This is a genomic window from Flavobacterium sp. T50_26 (assembly GCF_057652995.1).
Window position 1 is genome coordinate 16,784 of the sequence record NZ_JBYFCC010000014.1, and the last position, 18,464, is coordinate 35,247.

18 protein-coding genes are annotated in these 18,464 nt (G+C 33.0%); 16 read left to right on the forward strand and 2 right to left on the reverse strand.

Translation table 11 applies throughout. The features are described from left to right. The first annotated feature begins 16 nt into the window (after positions 1-16). The 15 genes from AC23MC_RS09750 to AC23MC_RS09820 all read left to right on the forward strand — a co-directional run bounded on the left by AC23MC_RS09750 (position 17) and on the right by AC23MC_RS09820 (position 15,082). Positions 17-211, forward strand: a complete 195-nt coding sequence (locus tag AC23MC_RS09750) for a hypothetical protein (protein ID WP_487568232.1) — start codon at positions 17-19, stop codon at positions 209-211. Then, positions 204-2,894: an ATP-binding protein gene (locus tag AC23MC_RS09755; protein ID WP_487568231.1), complete on the forward strand. Its 2,691-nt coding sequence runs from the start codon at positions 204-206 to the stop codon at positions 2,892-2,894. Before AC23MC_RS09750 ends, AC23MC_RS09755 begins: the two co-directional genes overlap by 8 nt. Before the next feature lie 5 nt (positions 2,895-2,899). Further along, the gene (locus AC23MC_RS09760) at positions 2,900-3,265 is read left to right on the forward strand and encodes a response regulator transcription factor (protein ID WP_487568230.1); all 366 of its coding nucleotides are present in this window, start codon (positions 2,900-2,902) and stop codon (positions 3,263-3,265) included. Positions 3,266-3,279: 14 nt separating this feature from the next. Continuing rightward, complete coding sequence (locus AC23MC_RS09765; protein ID WP_487568229.1) at positions 3,280-5,175, forward strand: acetate--CoA ligase; 1,896 nt, start codon at positions 3,280-3,282, stop codon at positions 5,173-5,175. 106 nt (positions 5,176-5,281) lie between these two features. Continuing rightward, entirely contained in the window at positions 5,282-7,189 is a 1,908-nt protein-coding gene (acs, locus tag AC23MC_RS09770) for an acetate--CoA ligase (RefSeq protein ID WP_487568228.1), read from the forward strand. 177 nt (positions 7,190-7,366) lie between these two features. Further along, entirely contained in the window at positions 7,367-8,608 is a 1,242-nt protein-coding gene (locus tag AC23MC_RS09775) for a T9SS type A sorting domain-containing protein (RefSeq protein WP_487568227.1), read from the forward strand. 39 nt (positions 8,609-8,647) lie between these two features. Then, complete coding sequence (locus tag AC23MC_RS09780; RefSeq protein WP_487568226.1) at positions 8,648-8,890, forward strand: hypothetical protein; 243 nt, start codon at positions 8,648-8,650, stop codon at positions 8,888-8,890. A gap of 55 nt (positions 8,891-8,945) precedes the next feature. Further along, a complete protein-coding gene (locus tag AC23MC_RS09785) occupies positions 8,946-10,067 on the forward strand; it encodes an NAD(P)/FAD-dependent oxidoreductase (protein WP_487568225.1) in 1,122 nt (373 codons plus the stop codon). Next, positions 10,067-10,777, forward strand: coding sequence for a methyltransferase domain-containing protein (locus AC23MC_RS09790; protein WP_487568224.1), 711 nt, complete (start codon positions 10,067-10,069; stop codon positions 10,775-10,777). The genes AC23MC_RS09785 and AC23MC_RS09790 overlap by 1 nt, the downstream gene beginning before the upstream one ends. Before the next feature lie 10 nt (positions 10,778-10,787). Further along, a complete protein-coding gene (locus AC23MC_RS09795; protein WP_487568223.1) occupies positions 10,788-11,840 on the forward strand; it encodes a type III polyketide synthase in 1,053 nt (350 codons plus the stop codon). Further along, the gene (locus tag AC23MC_RS09800; RefSeq protein WP_487568222.1) at positions 11,834-12,613 is read left to right on the forward strand and encodes an SDR family oxidoreductase; all 780 of its coding nucleotides are present in this window, start codon (positions 11,834-11,836) and stop codon (positions 12,611-12,613) included. Before AC23MC_RS09795 ends, AC23MC_RS09800 begins: the two co-directional genes overlap by 7 nt. A 12-nt stretch (positions 12,614-12,625) precedes the next feature. Continuing rightward, positions 12,626-13,054 (forward strand): 3-hydroxyacyl-ACP dehydratase FabZ family protein, encoded by a 429-nt coding sequence (locus AC23MC_RS09805; protein WP_487568221.1) that lies wholly within the window; start codon positions 12,626-12,628, stop codon positions 13,052-13,054. A 1-nt stretch (position 13,055) separates the two neighbouring features. Further along, positions 13,056-14,330 carry a beta-ketoacyl-[acyl-carrier-protein] synthase family protein gene (locus AC23MC_RS09810; RefSeq protein ID WP_487568220.1) on the forward strand — a complete coding sequence of 425 codons (1,275 nt, stop codon included), beginning with the start codon at positions 13,056-13,058 and terminating at the stop codon, positions 14,328-14,330. 27 nt (positions 14,331-14,357) lie between these two features. Next, positions 14,358-14,612: an acyl carrier protein gene (locus tag AC23MC_RS09815; protein ID WP_487568219.1), complete on the forward strand. Its 255-nt coding sequence runs from the start codon at positions 14,358-14,360 to the stop codon at positions 14,610-14,612. Then, complete coding sequence (locus AC23MC_RS09820; protein WP_487568218.1) at positions 14,609-15,082, forward strand: 4'-phosphopantetheinyl transferase family protein; 474 nt, start codon at positions 14,609-14,611, stop codon at positions 15,080-15,082. Before AC23MC_RS09815 ends, AC23MC_RS09820 begins: the two co-directional genes overlap by 4 nt. Here the strand turns inward: AC23MC_RS09820 and AC23MC_RS09825 are convergent. Both AC23MC_RS09825 and AC23MC_RS09830 read right to left on the reverse strand, forming a co-directional pair. Beyond that, positions 15,075-15,692: a 3'-5' exonuclease gene (locus AC23MC_RS09825; protein WP_487568217.1), complete on the reverse strand. Its 618-nt coding sequence runs from the start codon at positions 15,690-15,692 to the stop codon at positions 15,075-15,077. The genes AC23MC_RS09820 and AC23MC_RS09825 overlap by 8 nt on opposite strands. Before the next feature lie 3 nt (positions 15,693-15,695). Next, the gene (locus AC23MC_RS09830) at positions 15,696-17,615 is read right to left on the reverse strand and encodes a DUF294 nucleotidyltransferase-like domain-containing protein (RefSeq protein WP_487568216.1); all 1,920 of its coding nucleotides are present in this window, start codon (positions 17,613-17,615) and stop codon (positions 15,696-15,698) included. Positions 17,616-17,709: 94 nt separating this feature from the next. On the opposite strand from AC23MC_RS09830, the gene AC23MC_RS09835 reads away from it, so the two are divergent. Further along, a complete protein-coding gene (locus AC23MC_RS09835; protein WP_487568215.1) occupies positions 17,710-18,312 on the forward strand; it encodes a Pr6Pr family membrane protein in 603 nt (200 codons plus the stop codon). Positions 18,313-18,464: the final 152 nt, after the last annotated feature.

The following is an 18,464-nucleotide window of genomic DNA, read 5'->3' on the forward strand; positions in this document are numbered from 1 at the left end:
AAATGAAAAACTAAAAATGAAAAAAAGACATCTTCAAAAATTTGTGATTATTAGTTTGTTGTTATGGATGGCATTCAACTTTCCAATACTATTACTTTTCAACAAATCTGAAGCTCTATTTGGAATTCCAATCATCTATTTTTACATTTTTTCGGTTTGGACATTGTCAATTATCATTTCATTTTACTTTTTAAAAAAATACAATGAATAGCGGATTTTTATTAGTCATACTACTGTTGTATCTCGGATTACTTTTCTTCATTGCTCAATGGGCAGAGCGAAAAGGGAACTCGAAATGGACTAATAATCCCTATGTTTATTCACTTTCACTAGCGGTTTATTGCACAACTTGGACGTACTACGGAAGTATTGGTGTTGCTGCCAATTCAGGTTTAAATTTTATTCCGATTTATTTGGGACCAGTGATTGCTTTTCCGGCTTGGATTGTTATTCTCAGAAAAATAATTCGCATTTCCAGAGTCAATAAAATTTCAAGTATAGCCGATTTTATTTCGCTTCGTTATGGAAATAGTCGATTTTTAGGAGCATTAGTAACAGTTATTTCGTTAATTGCTATTTTACCTTATGTAGGATTACAACTCAAAGCGATTTCAGAAACATTTCACATCGTAACCAATTCACCTGAAACCACCAATGTTTTTTTAGATACTTCGACCTATGTTGCCTTGGTTTTAGCTCTTTTTGCTTCCTTTTACGGAACGCGTTATGTGGATGCTTCTGAAAAAAGAAAGGGAATTGTGACTGCTGTTGCGATGGAATCGGTGTTAAAATTGTTCTTTTTTATTATTTTAGGATTGTATGTCACTTTTTACGTTTTTGATGGTTTTGATGCCATTTATGCCAAAGCATCTTTGATGGAAAGTTTTGAAGAAAGAAACACAATTCATGGTTTAGAAGGCGGAATGAATTGGATGATGCTTATTGTTTTATCCTTTTTTTCCATCTTCTTATTACCACGACAATTTCACATGTCAATCGTAGAAAATAACCGTGAAAAACACATTCGAACAGCCATTTGGTTGTTTCCACTGTATCTTTTGTTATTCAATTTGTTCGTTTATCCGATTGCGTGGGGTGGAAATATTTTGTTTGAAGGAAAAGATGTCAATCCCGATATGTTTTCACTCTTAATTCCGCAACTGTTTGACAACACATTTATGACGGTTTTGGTCTTCTTAGGAGGATTTTCTGCAGCGATTTCAATGATTGTAGTTTCTTCTATTACACTTTCTACAATGTTGAGTAACAATCTTTTAATTCCGTATGGATTATTAGGTTCTTTACAAAAAGACAACCAGGAAAGCAATAGCGAACGCATCGTAAACATTAGAAGAATTGGTATTTTTTTACTGATCATTTTAGCCTTCATCTACTACCGATTTTTCATCATGGATTTTTCGTTGGTATCCGTCGGAATGATTTCGTTTGTAATTGTAGCCCAACTCGGACCGGCTTTTTTTGGTGCTATTTTTTGGAAAAGAGGTTCACTTAACGGAGCAGTAGCGGGAATAGTAGTAGGAATGCTAATTTGTTTTTACACGATTATGCTACCGTTTTTAATGAGTTCCATCAATCCCGAAAGTAACTTTTTTAAAGAAGGTTTCTTTGGTTATACTTTTTTACAACCATTTCAATTGTTTGGATTAGATTATCTAGAACCTATTCCACATGCACTTTTTTGGAGTTTGTTGTTCAATAGTTTGGTTTATCTATTTGTTTCTGTAAGTTTTAAAGGTGATTACCGCGAACGAAATTATGCCGAAATGTTTGTAGATATTGATAAATACATCAACAACCATGAAAATGCTTTTGTTTGGAAAGGAACTGCTTATATATCTGATATACAGAAAGTTTTGAAGCGTTTTTTAGGCGAAGAACGAACCAATCGTGCTCTTTCCATTTTTAAAATGAAATACAATATTGCTCCCGATAATTTGATGGCAGATGCACGATTAGTCAAATTTGCCGAAAACCTATTAACCGGTCACATCGGAACTGCTTCTGCCAAAATACTAATTGAAAGTGTAACCAAAGAAGATAAAATCAGTTTACCCGAAGTCTTGAAAATTTTAGAAGAATCAAAAGAAAATCTCATCATCAATAAAAAATTAACCGAAACATCCAATGAATTAAAGGAACTTTCATCGCAACTGAAAAAAGCAAATGAAACTTTAGTATTAAAAGATAAGCAAAAAGATGATTTTTTAGATACCGTTACGCATGAACTACGAACACCAATAACCGCCATTCGGGCAGCGAGCGAAATTTTGCATGACGATGACGAAATTCCGGAAGAACTTAAAAAGCAATTTCTTCAAAATATTATCACTGAATCCGATCGTTTAAATCGATTAATTGATAAAATTTTGGATTTAGAAAAATTTGAAACCGGAAAACAGAAAATTTACCTTTCAAAAGGAAATATTATTCAAACCATTTCCAAATCACTTTCACCTCTGCAACAACTGATTTCGAACAAAAAGATTCATCTAGAATTTGATGAAAATCAATCAAAAGTCATTATTGAATATGATGAAGAACGAATCATTCAAGTGATAACCAATTTGATTTCCAATTCCATAAAGTTTGCAGATGAAAAACAAGGTTTAATAATCATTACGATTTCTGATAAAGAAGAAGATTACATCAAAATAAATGTCTTTAATAACGGAAAAGGAGTAAATTCAAATGATTTGGAAAACATTTTCGACAAATTTTATCAATCAAATAATCAAAATATTAAAAAACCAATCGGAAGCGGATTAGGATTAGCAATTTGTAAACAAATCATCGAAGCTCATAAAGGAAAAATATGGGCGGAAAATGTGCAAAATGGTGTGACATTCTCTTTTATCCTTCCTAAAAATAAATAAAAGTTATGAAAAAGATTTTATTAGTAGATGACGAACCCAACATTATCATGTCGTTGGAATATACGTTTAAGAAAAACAATTTTGAAGTATTCATCGCTCGTGACGGTCAGGAAGCGTTAGATATTTTAAAAAATGAACAACCGGATTTAATCATTCTAGACATTATGATGCCTAATGTAGATGGCTATGCTACGATTGAATCGGTTAAAAAGAATGAAAAACTTACCAATTGCAAAGTCATTTTTCTATCGGCTAAAAACAAAGAAAGTGATATTGAAAAAGGAATGCAATTGGGTGCAGATGCTTACATGACCAAGCCATTTTCAATCAAAAAATTGGTAGACCAAGTAAATGACCTTTTAAAAGATTAACAACGACTAAAACTATGAATTACAACGAATTATATCAAAAAAGTCTTGACAATCCGGAATTATTTTGGAGAGAGCAAGCCAATTTAATTTCTTGGTTTAAAAAACCCGAAACCATTTTGTCAAAAGATAAAAATGACTATCCACTTTGGTATGCCGATGGCGAATTAAACGCTTGTTATTTGGGATTAGACAAACATATAGACGATGGTTTTGGTGACCAAATTGCTATTATTTATGATTCACCGGTTACACAAACTATTAAAAAGTATACTTACAACGAAGTTAAAACCGAAGTTGCCAAACTAGCTGGAGGTTTACTTTCTTTAGGTATAAAAAAAGGCGAAACTGCAGTAATTTATATGCCAATGATTCCGCAAGCTGCTTTTGCGATGTTGGCTTGTGCTCGGATAGGAGTGACCCATTCCGTAGTTTTTGGCGGATTTGCTCCTCACGAATTGGCTATCCGAATTGATGATTGCAAACCAAGAATCATTTTAACAGCTTCTTCCGGAATTGAAGTGGACCGATTAATTGCCTACAAACCTTTAGTTGATGAAGCGATTGAATTAGCCAATCACAAACCGAAAAAAGTAGTAGTTTTTAATCGAAAATTAGGTGCTAGAGTTCCATTCAAAAAATACGATGTGGATTATGATGCGTTAGTTTATGGATCTGATGAGGCCGATTGTGTTGTTGTGAGTTCTACTCATCCGCTCTACGTTTTATATACTTCAGGAACAACCGGAAAACCTAAAGGAATTGTCAGAGATACAGGTGGTTATGCAACTGCACTTAAATTTTCAATGCAATACATTTACGGAGTAAAACCCGGTGAAGTTTTTTGGGCAGCTTCAGATGTGGGTTGGGTAGTTGGACATAGTTATATTGTTTATGGTCCGTTAATTAACAGAAACACAACCATCATTTTTGAAGGAAAACCAATTAAAACTCCCGATGCCTCAACCTTTTGGAGAGTAATTGCAGAACATAAAGTGAATGTAATGTTTACCGCTCCAACCGCCATTCGTGCCATCAAAAAAGAAGATCCTGACGGATTATTTATCAAAGATTATGATTTATCAAGTTTAAAAACACAATTTTTGGCAGGAGAACGTTGTGATGTGGCTACTTTAGAATGGTATAATCAACATATTCCGGTTCCTGCCATCGATCATTGGTGGCAAACAGAATCTGGTTGGCCGATGATTGCTAATATGATGGGAGTGGAGTTTCTACCTATCAAACCCGGTTCTGCTGGAAAAGCGGTATCTGGATATGACATTCGTATTTTAAATGATAATGGGGAAGAAGTTGGTGCCAACGAAGAAGGTTTTGTTGTTATAAAATTACCTTTACCACCGGGAACGATGCTCGATTTATGGAACGATAGTGAACGTTTTAAGTTAGGATATTTATCAAAATTTCCGGGTTATTATTTCTCCGGTGATGGCGGATTTAAAGATGCAGAAGATTATATTTTTATAACTGGAAGAGTAGATGATGTGATCAATGTAGCCGGCCATCGATTATCTACTGCGGAAATGGAAGAAATAGTAGCTTCGCACCCAGCTGTGGCAGAATGTGCTGTGATTGGTGTGAATGATGAATTAAGAGGTCAAATTCCGTTAGCGATGGTGGTAATGAAAACCGGAAATGAAACAGAACATTTTCAATTGGAATATGAAATTGTTCACTTAATTCGTGACCAAATTGGAGCAGTGGCTTGTTTGCGAAATGTGATGATTGTGCAACGATTACCCAAAACACGTTCGGGAAAAATATTACGAAAATTATTGCGAAATATTGTTGACAAAATAGAATTTCAAATTCCTTCCACTATTGATGACGAACTTATTATTGATGAAATAATTGAAGTTATTGAAAAATATGCAGTTTCAAAGCAAAAATAAAATCATTAATGCAATTTTATCTATATCTTTTTAGCAAAGATACATTGGAATGAACGATTAGATTCGTTATTTTTACATAAAAATTAGACCAAAAAACAGAAATATTATGAGTTACTATAAAATACATGACCTCGAAAATTATTTCAAAATGTATAAAAAATCGGTTCGTGAACCCCGAAAATTTTGGGATAGAATTGCCGATGAAAATTTCACCTGGTATCAAAAATGGGACAAAGTGTTTGAATTTGATATGCAAGAGGCAAAATTCAAATGGTTTGTGGATGCAAAAGTAAATATTACTAAAAATTGCATTGACCGTCATTTAGCTAGAAGAGGTGATAAAACCGCCATTATTTTTGAACCAAATAATCCTGACGAAGAAGCTCAACATATTACTTACAATGAACTTTATTCAAGAGTGGCCAAAATGGCAAATGTGTTGAGAGATCAAGGGATTAAAAAAGGAGATCGAGTTTGTATTTATCTTCCTATGATTCCCGAATTAGCTGTTTCTGTTTTAGCGTGTGCCCGAATTGGAGCCATACATTCAGTAGTTTTTGCAGGATTTTCGGCTACAGCCGTTTCAACAAGAATAAACGATAGCGAATGTAAAATGGTCATCACTTCTGATGGAGGATTCAGAGGAAATAAAACCATTGATTTGAAAGGTATTATTGATGAAGCATTAGAAAAATCACCTTGTGTGGAAACAGTTTTAGTAGCCAAAAGAACGAATGAAAATGTAAATATGAAAGAAGGTCGTGATCGCTGGTTGCAACCTCTTCTAGACGAAGCAATTCCGAATAACGTAGCAGAAATCATGGATGCAGAAGATCCTTTATTCATTCTTTATACTTCCGGTTCAACCGGAAAACCAAAAGGAATGTTACATACAACGGCAGGATATATGGTTTATACGGCCTATACGTTTAAAAATGTTTTCAATTATGAAGAAAATGATATCTATTGGTGTACAGCCGACATTGGTTGGATTACCGGACATTCTTATATTTTGTACGGACCATTATTAAACGGAGCAACAACCGTAATTTTTGAAGGAGTTCCATCTTATCCCGATTTTAGTCGTTTTTGGGAAGTAATTGAAAAACATAAAATTACCCAATTTTATACTGCTCCAACCGCTATTCGTGCATTGGCAAAGGAAAGTATTGATTATGTTCAATCGTATCCTTTGAAATCATTAAAAGTAATTGGTTCAGTAGGAGAACCAATTAATGAAGAAGCTTGGCATTGGTACAATGACCACGTAGGCGGAAAAAGATGTCCGTTAGTTGATACGTGGTGGCAAACTGAAACAGGTGGTATCATGATTTCACCCATCCCGTTTGTAACGCCAACTAAACCAACGTATGCATCTTTACCTTTACCCGGAATTCAGCCTGTTTTGATGGATGAATTACGTAATGAAATTGAAGGAAATCAAGTCACCGGAAGTTTATGCATCAAATTTCCTTGGCCAGCAATGGCTCGAACTATTTGGGGCGATCACTTACGATACAAAGAAACCTATTTTTCAGCTTTTCCTGGAAAATATTTCACCGGTGATGGAGCTTTACGTGATGAAGTAGGATATTACCGAATCACCGGTAGAGTAGATGATGTAATAATTGTTTCCGGTCATAATTTAGGAACAGCTCCAATTGAAGATTCCATTAACGAGCATCCGGCTGTGGCTGAAAGTGCAATTGTTGGTTTCCCTCACGATGTAAAAGGAAATGCGTTATATGGTTTTGTAATCTTGAAAGAAATTGGTGAAACACGTGATAAAGAAAATCTACGAAAAGAAATCAATCAACAAATTTCCGATCAAATCGGGCCAATTGCCAAACTAGATAAAATTCAATTTGTTTCCGGTTTACCAAAAACGAGAAGCGGAAAAATCATGCGTCGCATATTGAGAAAAATTGCGGAAGGAGATTATTCTAATTTTGGTGATATTTCTACGTTATTAAATCCTGAAATAGTGGAGGAAATTAAGGAAGGAAAATTGTAAATAATAGTTACTTAAATTATTAAGGGCTTATTGAAATTTATCAATTCAGTAAGCCCTTTTTTTTGCAGTAGATTTATGTTGTCTTTTTTTTATTTTAAAAACATTTAACTTATGTTTAATGAGAAATGTTAAATTATGTAAGTAAATTTGATTTATTATTCTGTAAATCAAATTATTATGAAATCTAAAAACTACTTAAAATTATTTGTAACAATTTGTATTTTACTAAGCAATTTTTTAATAGTAAATGCTCAGGAAATCAAATTAATTGGTTTTAATATAACTGAAAATAATGAATTGGATATCGTTAAATGGAATGCCGGTTCTAGTTCGTTCAACAGCAGCACACCTTCCACAATTCAATCTGTTTACATGGGAACTTCAACTTTTGATGTTAGAAGCGGAAAATTCTATGTCAATGCAATTCAGTATGATTCAGGTGAATATCAAAATAAACTTTTTAGTTATGATACCAATTCTCAAATAGTAACTGTTTCTCCGCAAAGTAGCATTTACAATGGTGGAAGCGAAGTTGATATGGAGAGTGGTTTAGTTTACAGTTATGATTTTACAGACCCTAACAATCCTGAATTTAAAATGTTTAATCCTTCAACACAAACAACTACAACTTTAGGGGTTATAAATTTTGATGATTTTAGAAGTTTTTATCATGATTCTTCCTGTTTTGATTCCAATTCAAAGAAATTTTATTTCACTGTATTAAAAGAAGATGGCATTAAAGAACTAGTTACTGTAAATGTAAATTCTCAACCTTTTTCTTATACAATACTGCCAATTCCGGATTCAGTATCGGTTGATTTTTATGGATTAGAATTTAGCAATAAAACGAATAGAATATACACCATGTACAACAATTCATATGAATCTGAAACACCAATCTCTGTTAAAATTGGTATCTTAAATCCTCTAGACGCCACTGTATCAACAATTGTTGATATGGTTGACACTCCAGGATATGAAATGGGCAACAAAACTTTTGACCAAGAAACCAATTCACTTATTTTTGTTGGTGTAGATGCTGTTGGTGAACGCCATTTAAAAGTTGTAAACACAGTAACTGGAATCGTTGATAATCTGCCATTACCATCAGAATATATTTTGGAATTCGAATGTGATAATTCTATATTTGCAGTTAGCAGATATGGAGTTTTAGGTTTGAACGAAAATAAATCTACTTCATTTTCAATTTCACCAAATCCAGCCAATGATTTTGTAAAAGTTGATTTTAATGGAATTGTGTCAAATTATTCAATTATTGATGTAATGGGAAAAACAGTTGCTTCTGGAAATTTAAACGCCAATAATACTATCAATGTTTATGAACTTTCTAATGGAATGTATATTCTAAAATTAGCAACAGAAAATGAAATTTTGACAAAGAAGTTCCTTGTTAATTAAAAAAATGATTTAATTTGTTGACAATAAACTGTATTTTCTATGCAAGTAAAAGATTTATCCAAACTCACAACAGACCAACTTAAAACAAAAGAAAAGACGCTAAAATCATATACTTTTCTAATTTTAGCAGCAATGGGCATTATGTTGATTAGTGGAATATTTCTTAATATAAAAATGGGAATTCCTATTTTCACAATTTTACCTATCGCTTTTTTACCAATAGTAACTACGTTATCAAAAAAAACTAAAAGTATTAAAGAAGAATTACAAAAAAGACAGTAAATGATAAACTGACTTTTTAGTGTTTTTCTTAAGATAAATAGACTACTTTAGTCAAATGATCCCAATTCCCCAAATAGCAATCATCGGCGGTGGACTTGCCGGATTAACTGCCGCTATTCAATTAACGAAAGAGGGAAAATCAGTTATTCTTTTTGAAAAAAACACCTATCCAAAACATAAAGTGTGTGGCGAATTCATATCCAATGAAGTCCTTCATTATATAGAAGAATTGGGTTTAGATATTGAATTCTTACAGCCAACTCACATCAATAAAACATCAATTTCAATCAATAACGGAAAATCTATTTCGGCTGTTCTTCCGTTGGGTGGATTTGGAATAAGTCGTTATAAATTAGACAATTATCTTTATGAAAAAGCCAAAGAATTTGGTTGTCAAATCATTCATCAACAAGTAAATGAGATTAATTTTTCAGAGGATTCATTTACCATTCAAACCGAAAATAACGAAACTTATGTAGCAAAAGTGGTTTTAGGAGCTTTTGGAAAACGGTCTAATTTAGATATCAAACTTCAACGAAATTTCATCCAAAAAAAATCGGCATGGCTTGGTGTAAAAGCTCATTATAAAGGGAATTTTCCAAATGATTTAGTAGAATTACATAATTTTGATGGTGGTTACTGTGGTGTTTCAAAGGTGGAAGATGACATCATCAATATTTGTTATTTAACTAAATATGAATCTTTTAAAAAACACAAAGCTATTTCCGATTTTCAGTCGAATGTTTTAAGTAAAAATCCAAAACTCAAAGCTATTTTTGAGAGTTCAGAACTGCTTTTTGAAAAACCATTAACCATCAGTCAAATTTCGTTTGAAACCAAAAAGCAAGTAGAAAACCATATTTTAATGCTCGGTGATACAGCCGGACTAATTCATCCGCTATGCGGAAACGGAATGGCGATGGCAATTCACAGTGCCAAAATAGCCAGTGAATGCACGATTGATTTTCTAAATGGGAGAGTAAATCGCAAGGAATTCGAAATAAACTACACTAATCAATGGAATTTCAATTTTAAATCACGCATACAAATGGGTAAAATGCTCTCAAAATTATTACTTAATCCAGTTCTGAGTAATATGATGATGAAATGGCTGATAATCTTCCCAAAATCACTACCTTTCCTAATTCAAAAAACGCACGGAAAGCCAATTCAATAATGTTTGTAAACACCAAATTTCGCAACAGAGAAGAAGAATTAATGGATGATTTTTCTATGGAAGGAAGTGAATTGTCCACAGCTTTACAAACCATCGCGTCAATAAATCAAAAATTAGGCGGAAACAAGTTAACATTAAACGGCGTAAAAGAATTACTAAAATCTGTTGATAAATCTAAATCAATTAGCATTTGTGATGTTGGTTGCGGAAATGGAGATATGTTACGTGAAATTGCAAAATTCGGACATTCAAACGGATATCAATTTGATTTAATTGGTATTGATGCGAACGCTTATACAATCAAAGAGGCCATACAATTATCTGAAAATTTCCCAAATATTAACTATATTCAGGAAAATATTTTACATCAACAAACAAATCAAGTAAATAGTGATATTACATTGTTTACCTTAACATTACATCATTTTAGTGATGATGAAATTAATCTAATTTTACAAGATTATTTAGCAAAAAGTAAGCTCGGAATTGTTATAAATGATTTGCACAGAAGTTCCATTGCCTATCACTTATTTCAATTGGTTTGTTTTGTCTTTCAATTAGAAGAAATGCCCAAAAAAGATGGTTTACTTTCTATCTTAAAAGGCTTTAAAAAAGAAGAATTAATTGGTTTTTCAAAAAAAATTAACGCAACAGAACAAACGATTCAATGGAAATGGGCGTTTAGATACCAATGGATTATTCGGAAATAAATAAATTAAAATGGCTGTAAAACTCATAACCGTTGCAACGCAACTTCCGCAATATTCCAGAGAAACTTCGGAAATTATTCCATTAATGGATAATTGGCTTCACGGTCAAGAAGAGCGGTTTATCAGAAAAGCCAAAAAAATTGTAGAAGGAGCAAAAGTCGACAAACGCTACTCGATCATGCATCCGGAAGAAGTTTTTTCGCTCCAATCTTTCGAAGAACGAAATGCAATTTATTCACGAGAAATGATTGTGTTAGGCGAACAAGTGCTTCAAAAAGCATTAAATCAAGCAAAATGGAGTCCGCAAAGCATTGATTATATTATCACTGTGAGTTGCACCGGCATTATGATTCCGTCCCTAGATGCTTATCTCATCAATCGATTACAATTAAAACAAGATATTGTTCGACTTCCGGTGACCGAAATGGGTTGTGTGGGAGGCGTTTCGGGATTGATTTATGCCAAAAATTTCCTCAAAGCCAATCCCAACAAAAGAGCGGCTGTAATTACAGTTGAAAGTCCAACAGCAACATTTCAATTGGATGATTTTTCGATGGCAAACATTGTCAGTGCTGCGATTTTTGGAGATGGAGCAGCGTGTGCATTATTATCTTCATTTCCGGAAGATGAAGGGCCAAAAATGATAGATGAAGCAATGTATCATTTTTATGATAAAGAACGAATGATGGGCTTTGATTTTACGAATAAAGGTTTAAAAATGGTTTTGGATATTGAAGTTCCTGAAACTATTGGCGAACATTTTCCAGCGATTATTCATCCTTTTTTAGAAAAAAACAATTTATCTATTTCGGATATTGATTATTTAATTTTTCATCCAGGTGGGAAAAAAATCGTAAATTTAGTCGAAGATTTATTTTTAGATTTTGGTAAAAACATCAACGATACCAAAGAAGTTCTGCGATTATACGGAAATATGTCGAGTGCCACCGTTTTATTTGTTTTGGAAAGAATTATGCAACAAAATCCAAAATCAGGTCAAAGAGGGCTGATGTTGAGTTTTGGTCCCGGATTTACAGCACAGCGAATTTTATTAGAATGGTAAACGAATTTCAACATACTTGGGCAATCATCCTCGGAGGAAGTTCCGGATTAGGATTGGCTTCTGCTAAAAAGTTAGCCGAAAACGGAATGAATATTTGCATCATTCACCGAAATACGCGAGTAGAATTACCCGAAATTGAAAATGAATTTGAAACTATCAAATCAGCCGGAATTTCCTTTTTGAGTTTTAATGTAGATGCTTTACAATCTGAAAAACGACAAGAAATCATTAATCAAATAAAGTCTGAAATTGGTTCTGATAAAGTAAAATGTCTGATTCACAGCATAGCAAAAGGAAGTTTAAAAAGTATGACTTCTGAAAATTCACTGTCAACCGATGATTTTTTATTAACTATCAATGCGATGGCAATTTCGTTGTACGATTGGACAAAAGCAGTTTTTGAAGCGGAATTATTTCATAACGATGCTAGAATTATTTCTTTTACCAGTGAAGGAAGTCTGAAACCAATTCCAAATTACGGAGCCGTGAGTGCTGCCAAAGCAACGTTGGAAGCGATTTCAAGACAAATTGCTTATGAATTTGCTGAATTTGGCATCAAAAGCAATTGCATTCAAGCGGGTGTGACCAATACAAAATCTCTTCAACTGATTCCGAATAGTGAAAAAATTAAAGAAATTGCTATTAAACGAAATCCATTTAAACGACTCACAGAACCGGAAGATGTGGCAAATGTGGTTTATTTACTTTGTAAAAACGAAGCCAAATGGATCAATGGTACAATTGTGAAAGTAGATGGTGGTGAAAGCCTTTAAATTCAAATTGTTATGAATGAAACCGATTTAATTTTAAGTAAACTTCCTTACCAAAATCCATTTCTTTTTGTAGATGAATTGCTTCAAATTGATGAAAATGGAGCAAAAGGAACATTTACATTTGATGAAAAATTAGATTTTTACAAAGGTCATTTTAAAGATAATCCAATTACGCCGGGTGTGATTTTAATCGAAACAATGGCTCAAATTGGCTTGGTTTGCTTGGGAATTTATCTCACTTTAAATGAAGATGTTTCGCAAATCGCCTTTTCATCCTCCGAAGTAGAATTTTTAAAACCCGTTTATCCCAACGAAAAAGTCACCGTTATTTCAGAAAAAGTCTATTTCCGTTTTGGAAAATTAAAATGCAAAGTTCGAATGATCAATACCAAAAATGAAGAAGTTTGTAGCGGAACTTTGTCAGGAATAATTATAAAATAAAATGCAAAAGAAACGTGTCGTGATAACCGGATTAGGCGTTGTAGCTCCCAATGGTGTGGGAGTGAGCAACTTTTTGCACGCCATTAAAAACGGAATTTCAGGAATTAAACACGATGAAGAATTAGAACGATTGCAATTTTCCTGTCAAATTTCGGGAACACCTGAAATTTCAGAAGAACTGAAAAGAGAATATTTTACAGAATTAGAATTAAAAAACTTCAACGCATCCGGAATTTTATACGGTGTTATTGCCGGAATGGAAGCTTGGAAAGATGCCGGATTATCTATTGAAAACAATGAAAATCCCGATTGGAATAGCGGAACTATATTCGGTACAGGAACATCAGGAATCGAAAAATTCAGGGAAAGCATTTATAAAATCGACGATTTTCAAACCAGAAGATTAGGAAGTACAGCTGTTGCTCAAACAATGAATAGTGGCGTGAGTGCTTATTTGGCGGCCAAATTAGGTTTAGGAAATCAAGTCACAACCAATTCATCTGCCTGTGCAACCGGTACAGAAAGCATTTTGATGGGGTATGATCGGATTGTTTCCGGACAAGCGAAAAGAATGTTGGTGGGAAGCACTTCCGACAGCGGCCCGTATATTTGGGGTGGTTTTGATGCCATGCGGGTTTGCACTTTTAAACACAATGATTCACCGGAAAAAGGTTCTCGATCAATGAGTGCAAGTGCTTCCGGATTTGTGCCGGGAAGTGGAGCAGGAGCTTTAATTTTAGAAGATTTAGATTCGGCTTTAGCCAGAAATGCTAAAATTTATGCCGAAGTTTTAGGTGGAATTAGTAATTCCGGCGGACAACGAGGCGAAGGAACAATGACCGCTCCAAACTCAATTGCTGTGCAAAAATGTATTGAAGATGCTTTACGAAGTTCAAGTGTGATTGCAAATGAAATTGATACAATAAATGGACATCTAACTGCCACAATTAAAGATAGTTTAGAGGTTTTTAATTGGAGTAAAGCTTTATTTTTATCCAAATCAGATTTTCCATATATTAATTCATTAAAATCAATGATTGGACATTGTCTTTCGGCTTCCGGAAGTATTGAAAGTGTGGCAACTGTTTTGCAAGTTCATCACGGATTTATTTTTCCGTCGATTAATTGTGAAGATTTGCATCCGGAAATTGAGGCTTTGGTTGATAGGGAAAAAATTCCGCAACAAATGCTTCAAAAAGAAATCAATATCGCTGTAAAAGCCAGTTTTGGTTTTGGCGATGTTAATGCTTGTGTTGTTTTCAAAAAGTTTCATTAAGTTGCGTATCTTCGTTAAAAAAAGAAGATGAATAAAGAAGAAACTATTCTCAAACTGAAAAATATTGTAAAACCATATATTAAAAATCAGGATGCTTTTGAGAATCTAAATGAAAATACGGATTTTATCAATGATCTAAAGATAAATTCAGCCAATTTAGTTGATGTTATATTGGATGTTGAAGAAGTTTTTGATATTGTGATTGATAATGCTTCAATGGAAAGAATGCTCAATGTTCAATCTGCTTTAGAAATCATCGAAACAAAATTAGCTGAAAAATGATTGGGAATGATGTGGTAGATTTAGCTTTAGCAAAAGTAGAAAGCAATTGGCAACGTAAAGGCTACCTAAACAAAATATTTACTACAAAGGAGCAAATCCTTATTTATTCCGCTGAAAATCCATTAATTATGGTTTGGATATTATGGAGTAGGAAGGAAGCCGTTTATAAAATCATCCGACAACAAAATGGAGAAAGAGGTTTTTATCCATTGCGAATTGTGAATATTGACTATGAATTAGGATTAGTTTCTTTTGAAGCCAGGTTATTTTATGTAAAAACCTCAATTGTAGAAGATTGTGTTCATTCCGTTGCACTTCAAAATCAATCGTTTAATCAAGTTAATGAAATTTCTACTTCCACTCAAATCTTAAAAAAAGATGAAATTCCTTTTATAATTAAGAATGAAAAGCACCTTCATATTTCAAAAAGTCATCATGGAAGGTTTGAAAAAGTGGTCAGAATTATTTAATATCCAATCGTTTCTTCAACTTTAAAAAAACCAAAGCTGTAATAAAAGCATCACCGGAAGCAGTATGTCGATCGCTTTTTTCCACTTTTAAAATTTTACATAATTCATCTAAAGTAGAATGTTGATCTTCTTGTAAACCTTTGAATTTTTGATACATAGCATCGGTATCCATGCTGTCGTTTTTGAGTTTTCCCACGTCCAAGCGTTTGAGAGCTTGGTTAATCATTTCGATGTCAAAATTTACGTTATGACCAATTAAGGTAGCATTTTTAATAAATTCCAAAAATCGAATAATAGCTTCTGCTTCAACAATTTTGGATTCTTTACCTTCTTTTAAAATTCCGTGAATGGTAGCTGTTTCTGATTTATATAAATCTTGTTTGATAAAAAGTTCAAGCGAATCGTTTACAATCACAGCATTATCAATTACAGCAACTGCTCCTATTGACAGGATAACATCTTTTCGGTGGTCTAGACCTGTTGTTTCACAGTCGAAAACCACAAAACGTTTAGGTGTTGATTCATCAGGTTCTTGCTCGAAATTTTCTAGGTAATTTTCCCAAAATTTCGGATGATCTTTGCTTACTTTTTTAAACCAATTTAATACCATAGTTTAAGTGAAATAAGTGAGTTGAAAACGATTTTTTATAGCATCTTGAATATCGCGAATAGGTTGAAAAGCGTTTTTAAGCTTTACTTTATCTGATTTTGATAACTCATTCAAATTCAAATACCTACCGCTATTGCTATTTAGTAAACCTTCTTCGGTTCTAAAGAGTGAAAGTGTAGAAAAAGCTTCGGCACAACTTTCAAATAAATCAGCATTTTGAGGTTCTAATTCTGCCATTTTTTTGTATCGTTGATAGGTATTGTTGATGCCTCTAACTCCTTGACTTAAAACCAATAAACGAGCAGCATCAACTAATGGCATTAAAGCACGACTTTTTATATCGAAAGTATCTTTGTGTTCACCATCATCTTCAACCAAAAACTGACGGAAAAAGCCTAAAGGTGGTGGGTTTTTTAATGCATCCGTACCCAAATAAGCAAAAAATAATTGGTTATTATGCACATTGGCAAAGATGTTTTCTGTTATCAAATCAACTAATTTATCATCGCCTACTATAAAATCATAATCAAAGAAAATGGAACACATTAAAATTCCTTTTTCACCAGGTTTATTAATCCACGAATTATATTGTTTGTTCCAATCTGTTACCGATTTACACCACATTGGGTTGCTTGCCATCATGTCTGCAGGACAAAATTCGTAGCCAACTTTATTAAGTGTTTTTGTTACTTTTTCGGCTAATTCAAGGAAATATTTTTTCACATCATCATAGCGTTCTTCTTCCACATCTTCAAAAACTAAGGCATTATCTTGATCCGTCATCAACAATTGCTCTTTTCGTCCTTGACTGCCAATGTTCATCCAAGCAAATCGGGTAGGGGGTTGCTCGTCCATTTTTTCGATGGCTAATTCCACTGCTCTTTTGGTGATTGCAATATTGATTTCGCCCACAATATTGGAAATATGTTGAATTGGAATATTTTTATCTAATGAATTCTGAATCAAATCGTTCAGTTTTTCGCGAACTGCTTTTAATTCCTTAGAACGTGTTGCCCGTTTGGTTTGTTTTAGCAAAACTCCAGGATTATTGGCTTGAGCTACCACGACATCATGTTCAGAAATAATTCCCATGATTTTGGATTTATTAGTTCCGTCAACGGTAACACAAAGATGACCAACGTTATGTTTAAGCATCATCATTTGGGTTTCTGCGATTGAAATGTTTTCGGAAACTGTAATTACCGGAGCAGACATGATTTGATCGACAGTGATATCAATAGGGAAAAGGCCTGTTGCAATTTTAGAACGCAAATCTTTATCGGTAACTATGCCAACCGGAAGATTATTATCTTGAATAATTACACTACCAATTTTGCTTTGTGTCATGGTTTGTGCCACAAATTTCACAATATCCTTTCTGGAAGCAGTAATTGGACTTTTTGTATATGAAATTGGTTGAAAATATTGAATTTCAGAACTTTGTTCTGTATAAATGACATTTTCAGATATTAGTTTTCCTTTGTTTTCTTTATCATAAGGATTTCGTGTATTGGAAGCAAAACTTTCTAATAAAAAGCTTAAAACTTCAGCATTTTGACTTACATAAGGTTTAAAAACTTCGATTGGAATTGCATATAAAAGGCTTTCTTCACGGGCTTTGGCAGTCATTAAATAATTGTCTTTGGCAAAAAAGGGGCGAAGACCAAGGATATCACCTTCATCACATTTATCGATTAAAGTTTCTTCTGCATCGGAAGTAACGGAAAGCCCGATAGCACCTTCTTTTACAATATAAAAAAATGGATGCGTCTTGTCACCAATTTTGAATAAAACATGGTTTTTTTCAACATGAACAACCTGAATTTCATTTGAAATAGCAACTAATTCCGGATAAGTAAGACTGAAAAAAGGTGGGAAATTCTTGAGAAAATCCGCTATTCGTTCAGCAATTGAGTTTTTCATACCAATAGTAATTAAAATGATAAAGTTACATAAATTCTAAGAGTAGTTTCAAATTTACAATCAGATTTATTAACTTTATCAAAAATAGAATAGTATGCAAAATAGAAAATTAATTTTGATTTTAGGTTTCCTATTAGGATGGTTTTCATTGATCACTCAATTTATTATTATGTTTCAAAATAGAGAAGTTGGTGTTTTTGATACTATTGTTCGTTTTTTCACTTTTTTCACGATTTTGTCTAATATTTTGGTTACGATGTGTTTTACATCAAACTTATTTAATTTTTCTTCTTTATTTAAATCGTATAAAGTACAAACAGCTATTGCAGTTTACATTAGCATTGTAGCCATAGTCTATAATATTATTTTACGTTTTATTTGGGAGCCAACTGGTTTGCAGCGAATTGTGGATGAATTGTTACATGTTATAAATCCGATAGTTTTTGTAATATTTTGGTATATGGCTAGAAACAAAATTTCTATATCGTATAAATTTATATTAAAAATTTTGGTATTTCCATTGGTTTATTTGTTTACAGTTTTATTGATTGGAAATTATTCAAATCATTATCCGTATCCTTTTTTGGATATAAATACTATTGGCTATACGAGTGTAGTGATAAATAGCATAGGAATATCGTTAACATTTGTTCTTGTTTCAATATTATTTCTATTTATCAGTAATAGAAGAGTTTAAACTTCTTTTAAAGATATTCTATTTTACATAATATAAATTATAGTTCAAAACGTATCGTTTTATTTATTGCGTAAATTGCTCAAAAATCATGTAAAATAGTTGCTTTAAATTCTTGTAAAAATAGTTTTCAGAAGAATTAATAAAAACTAAGT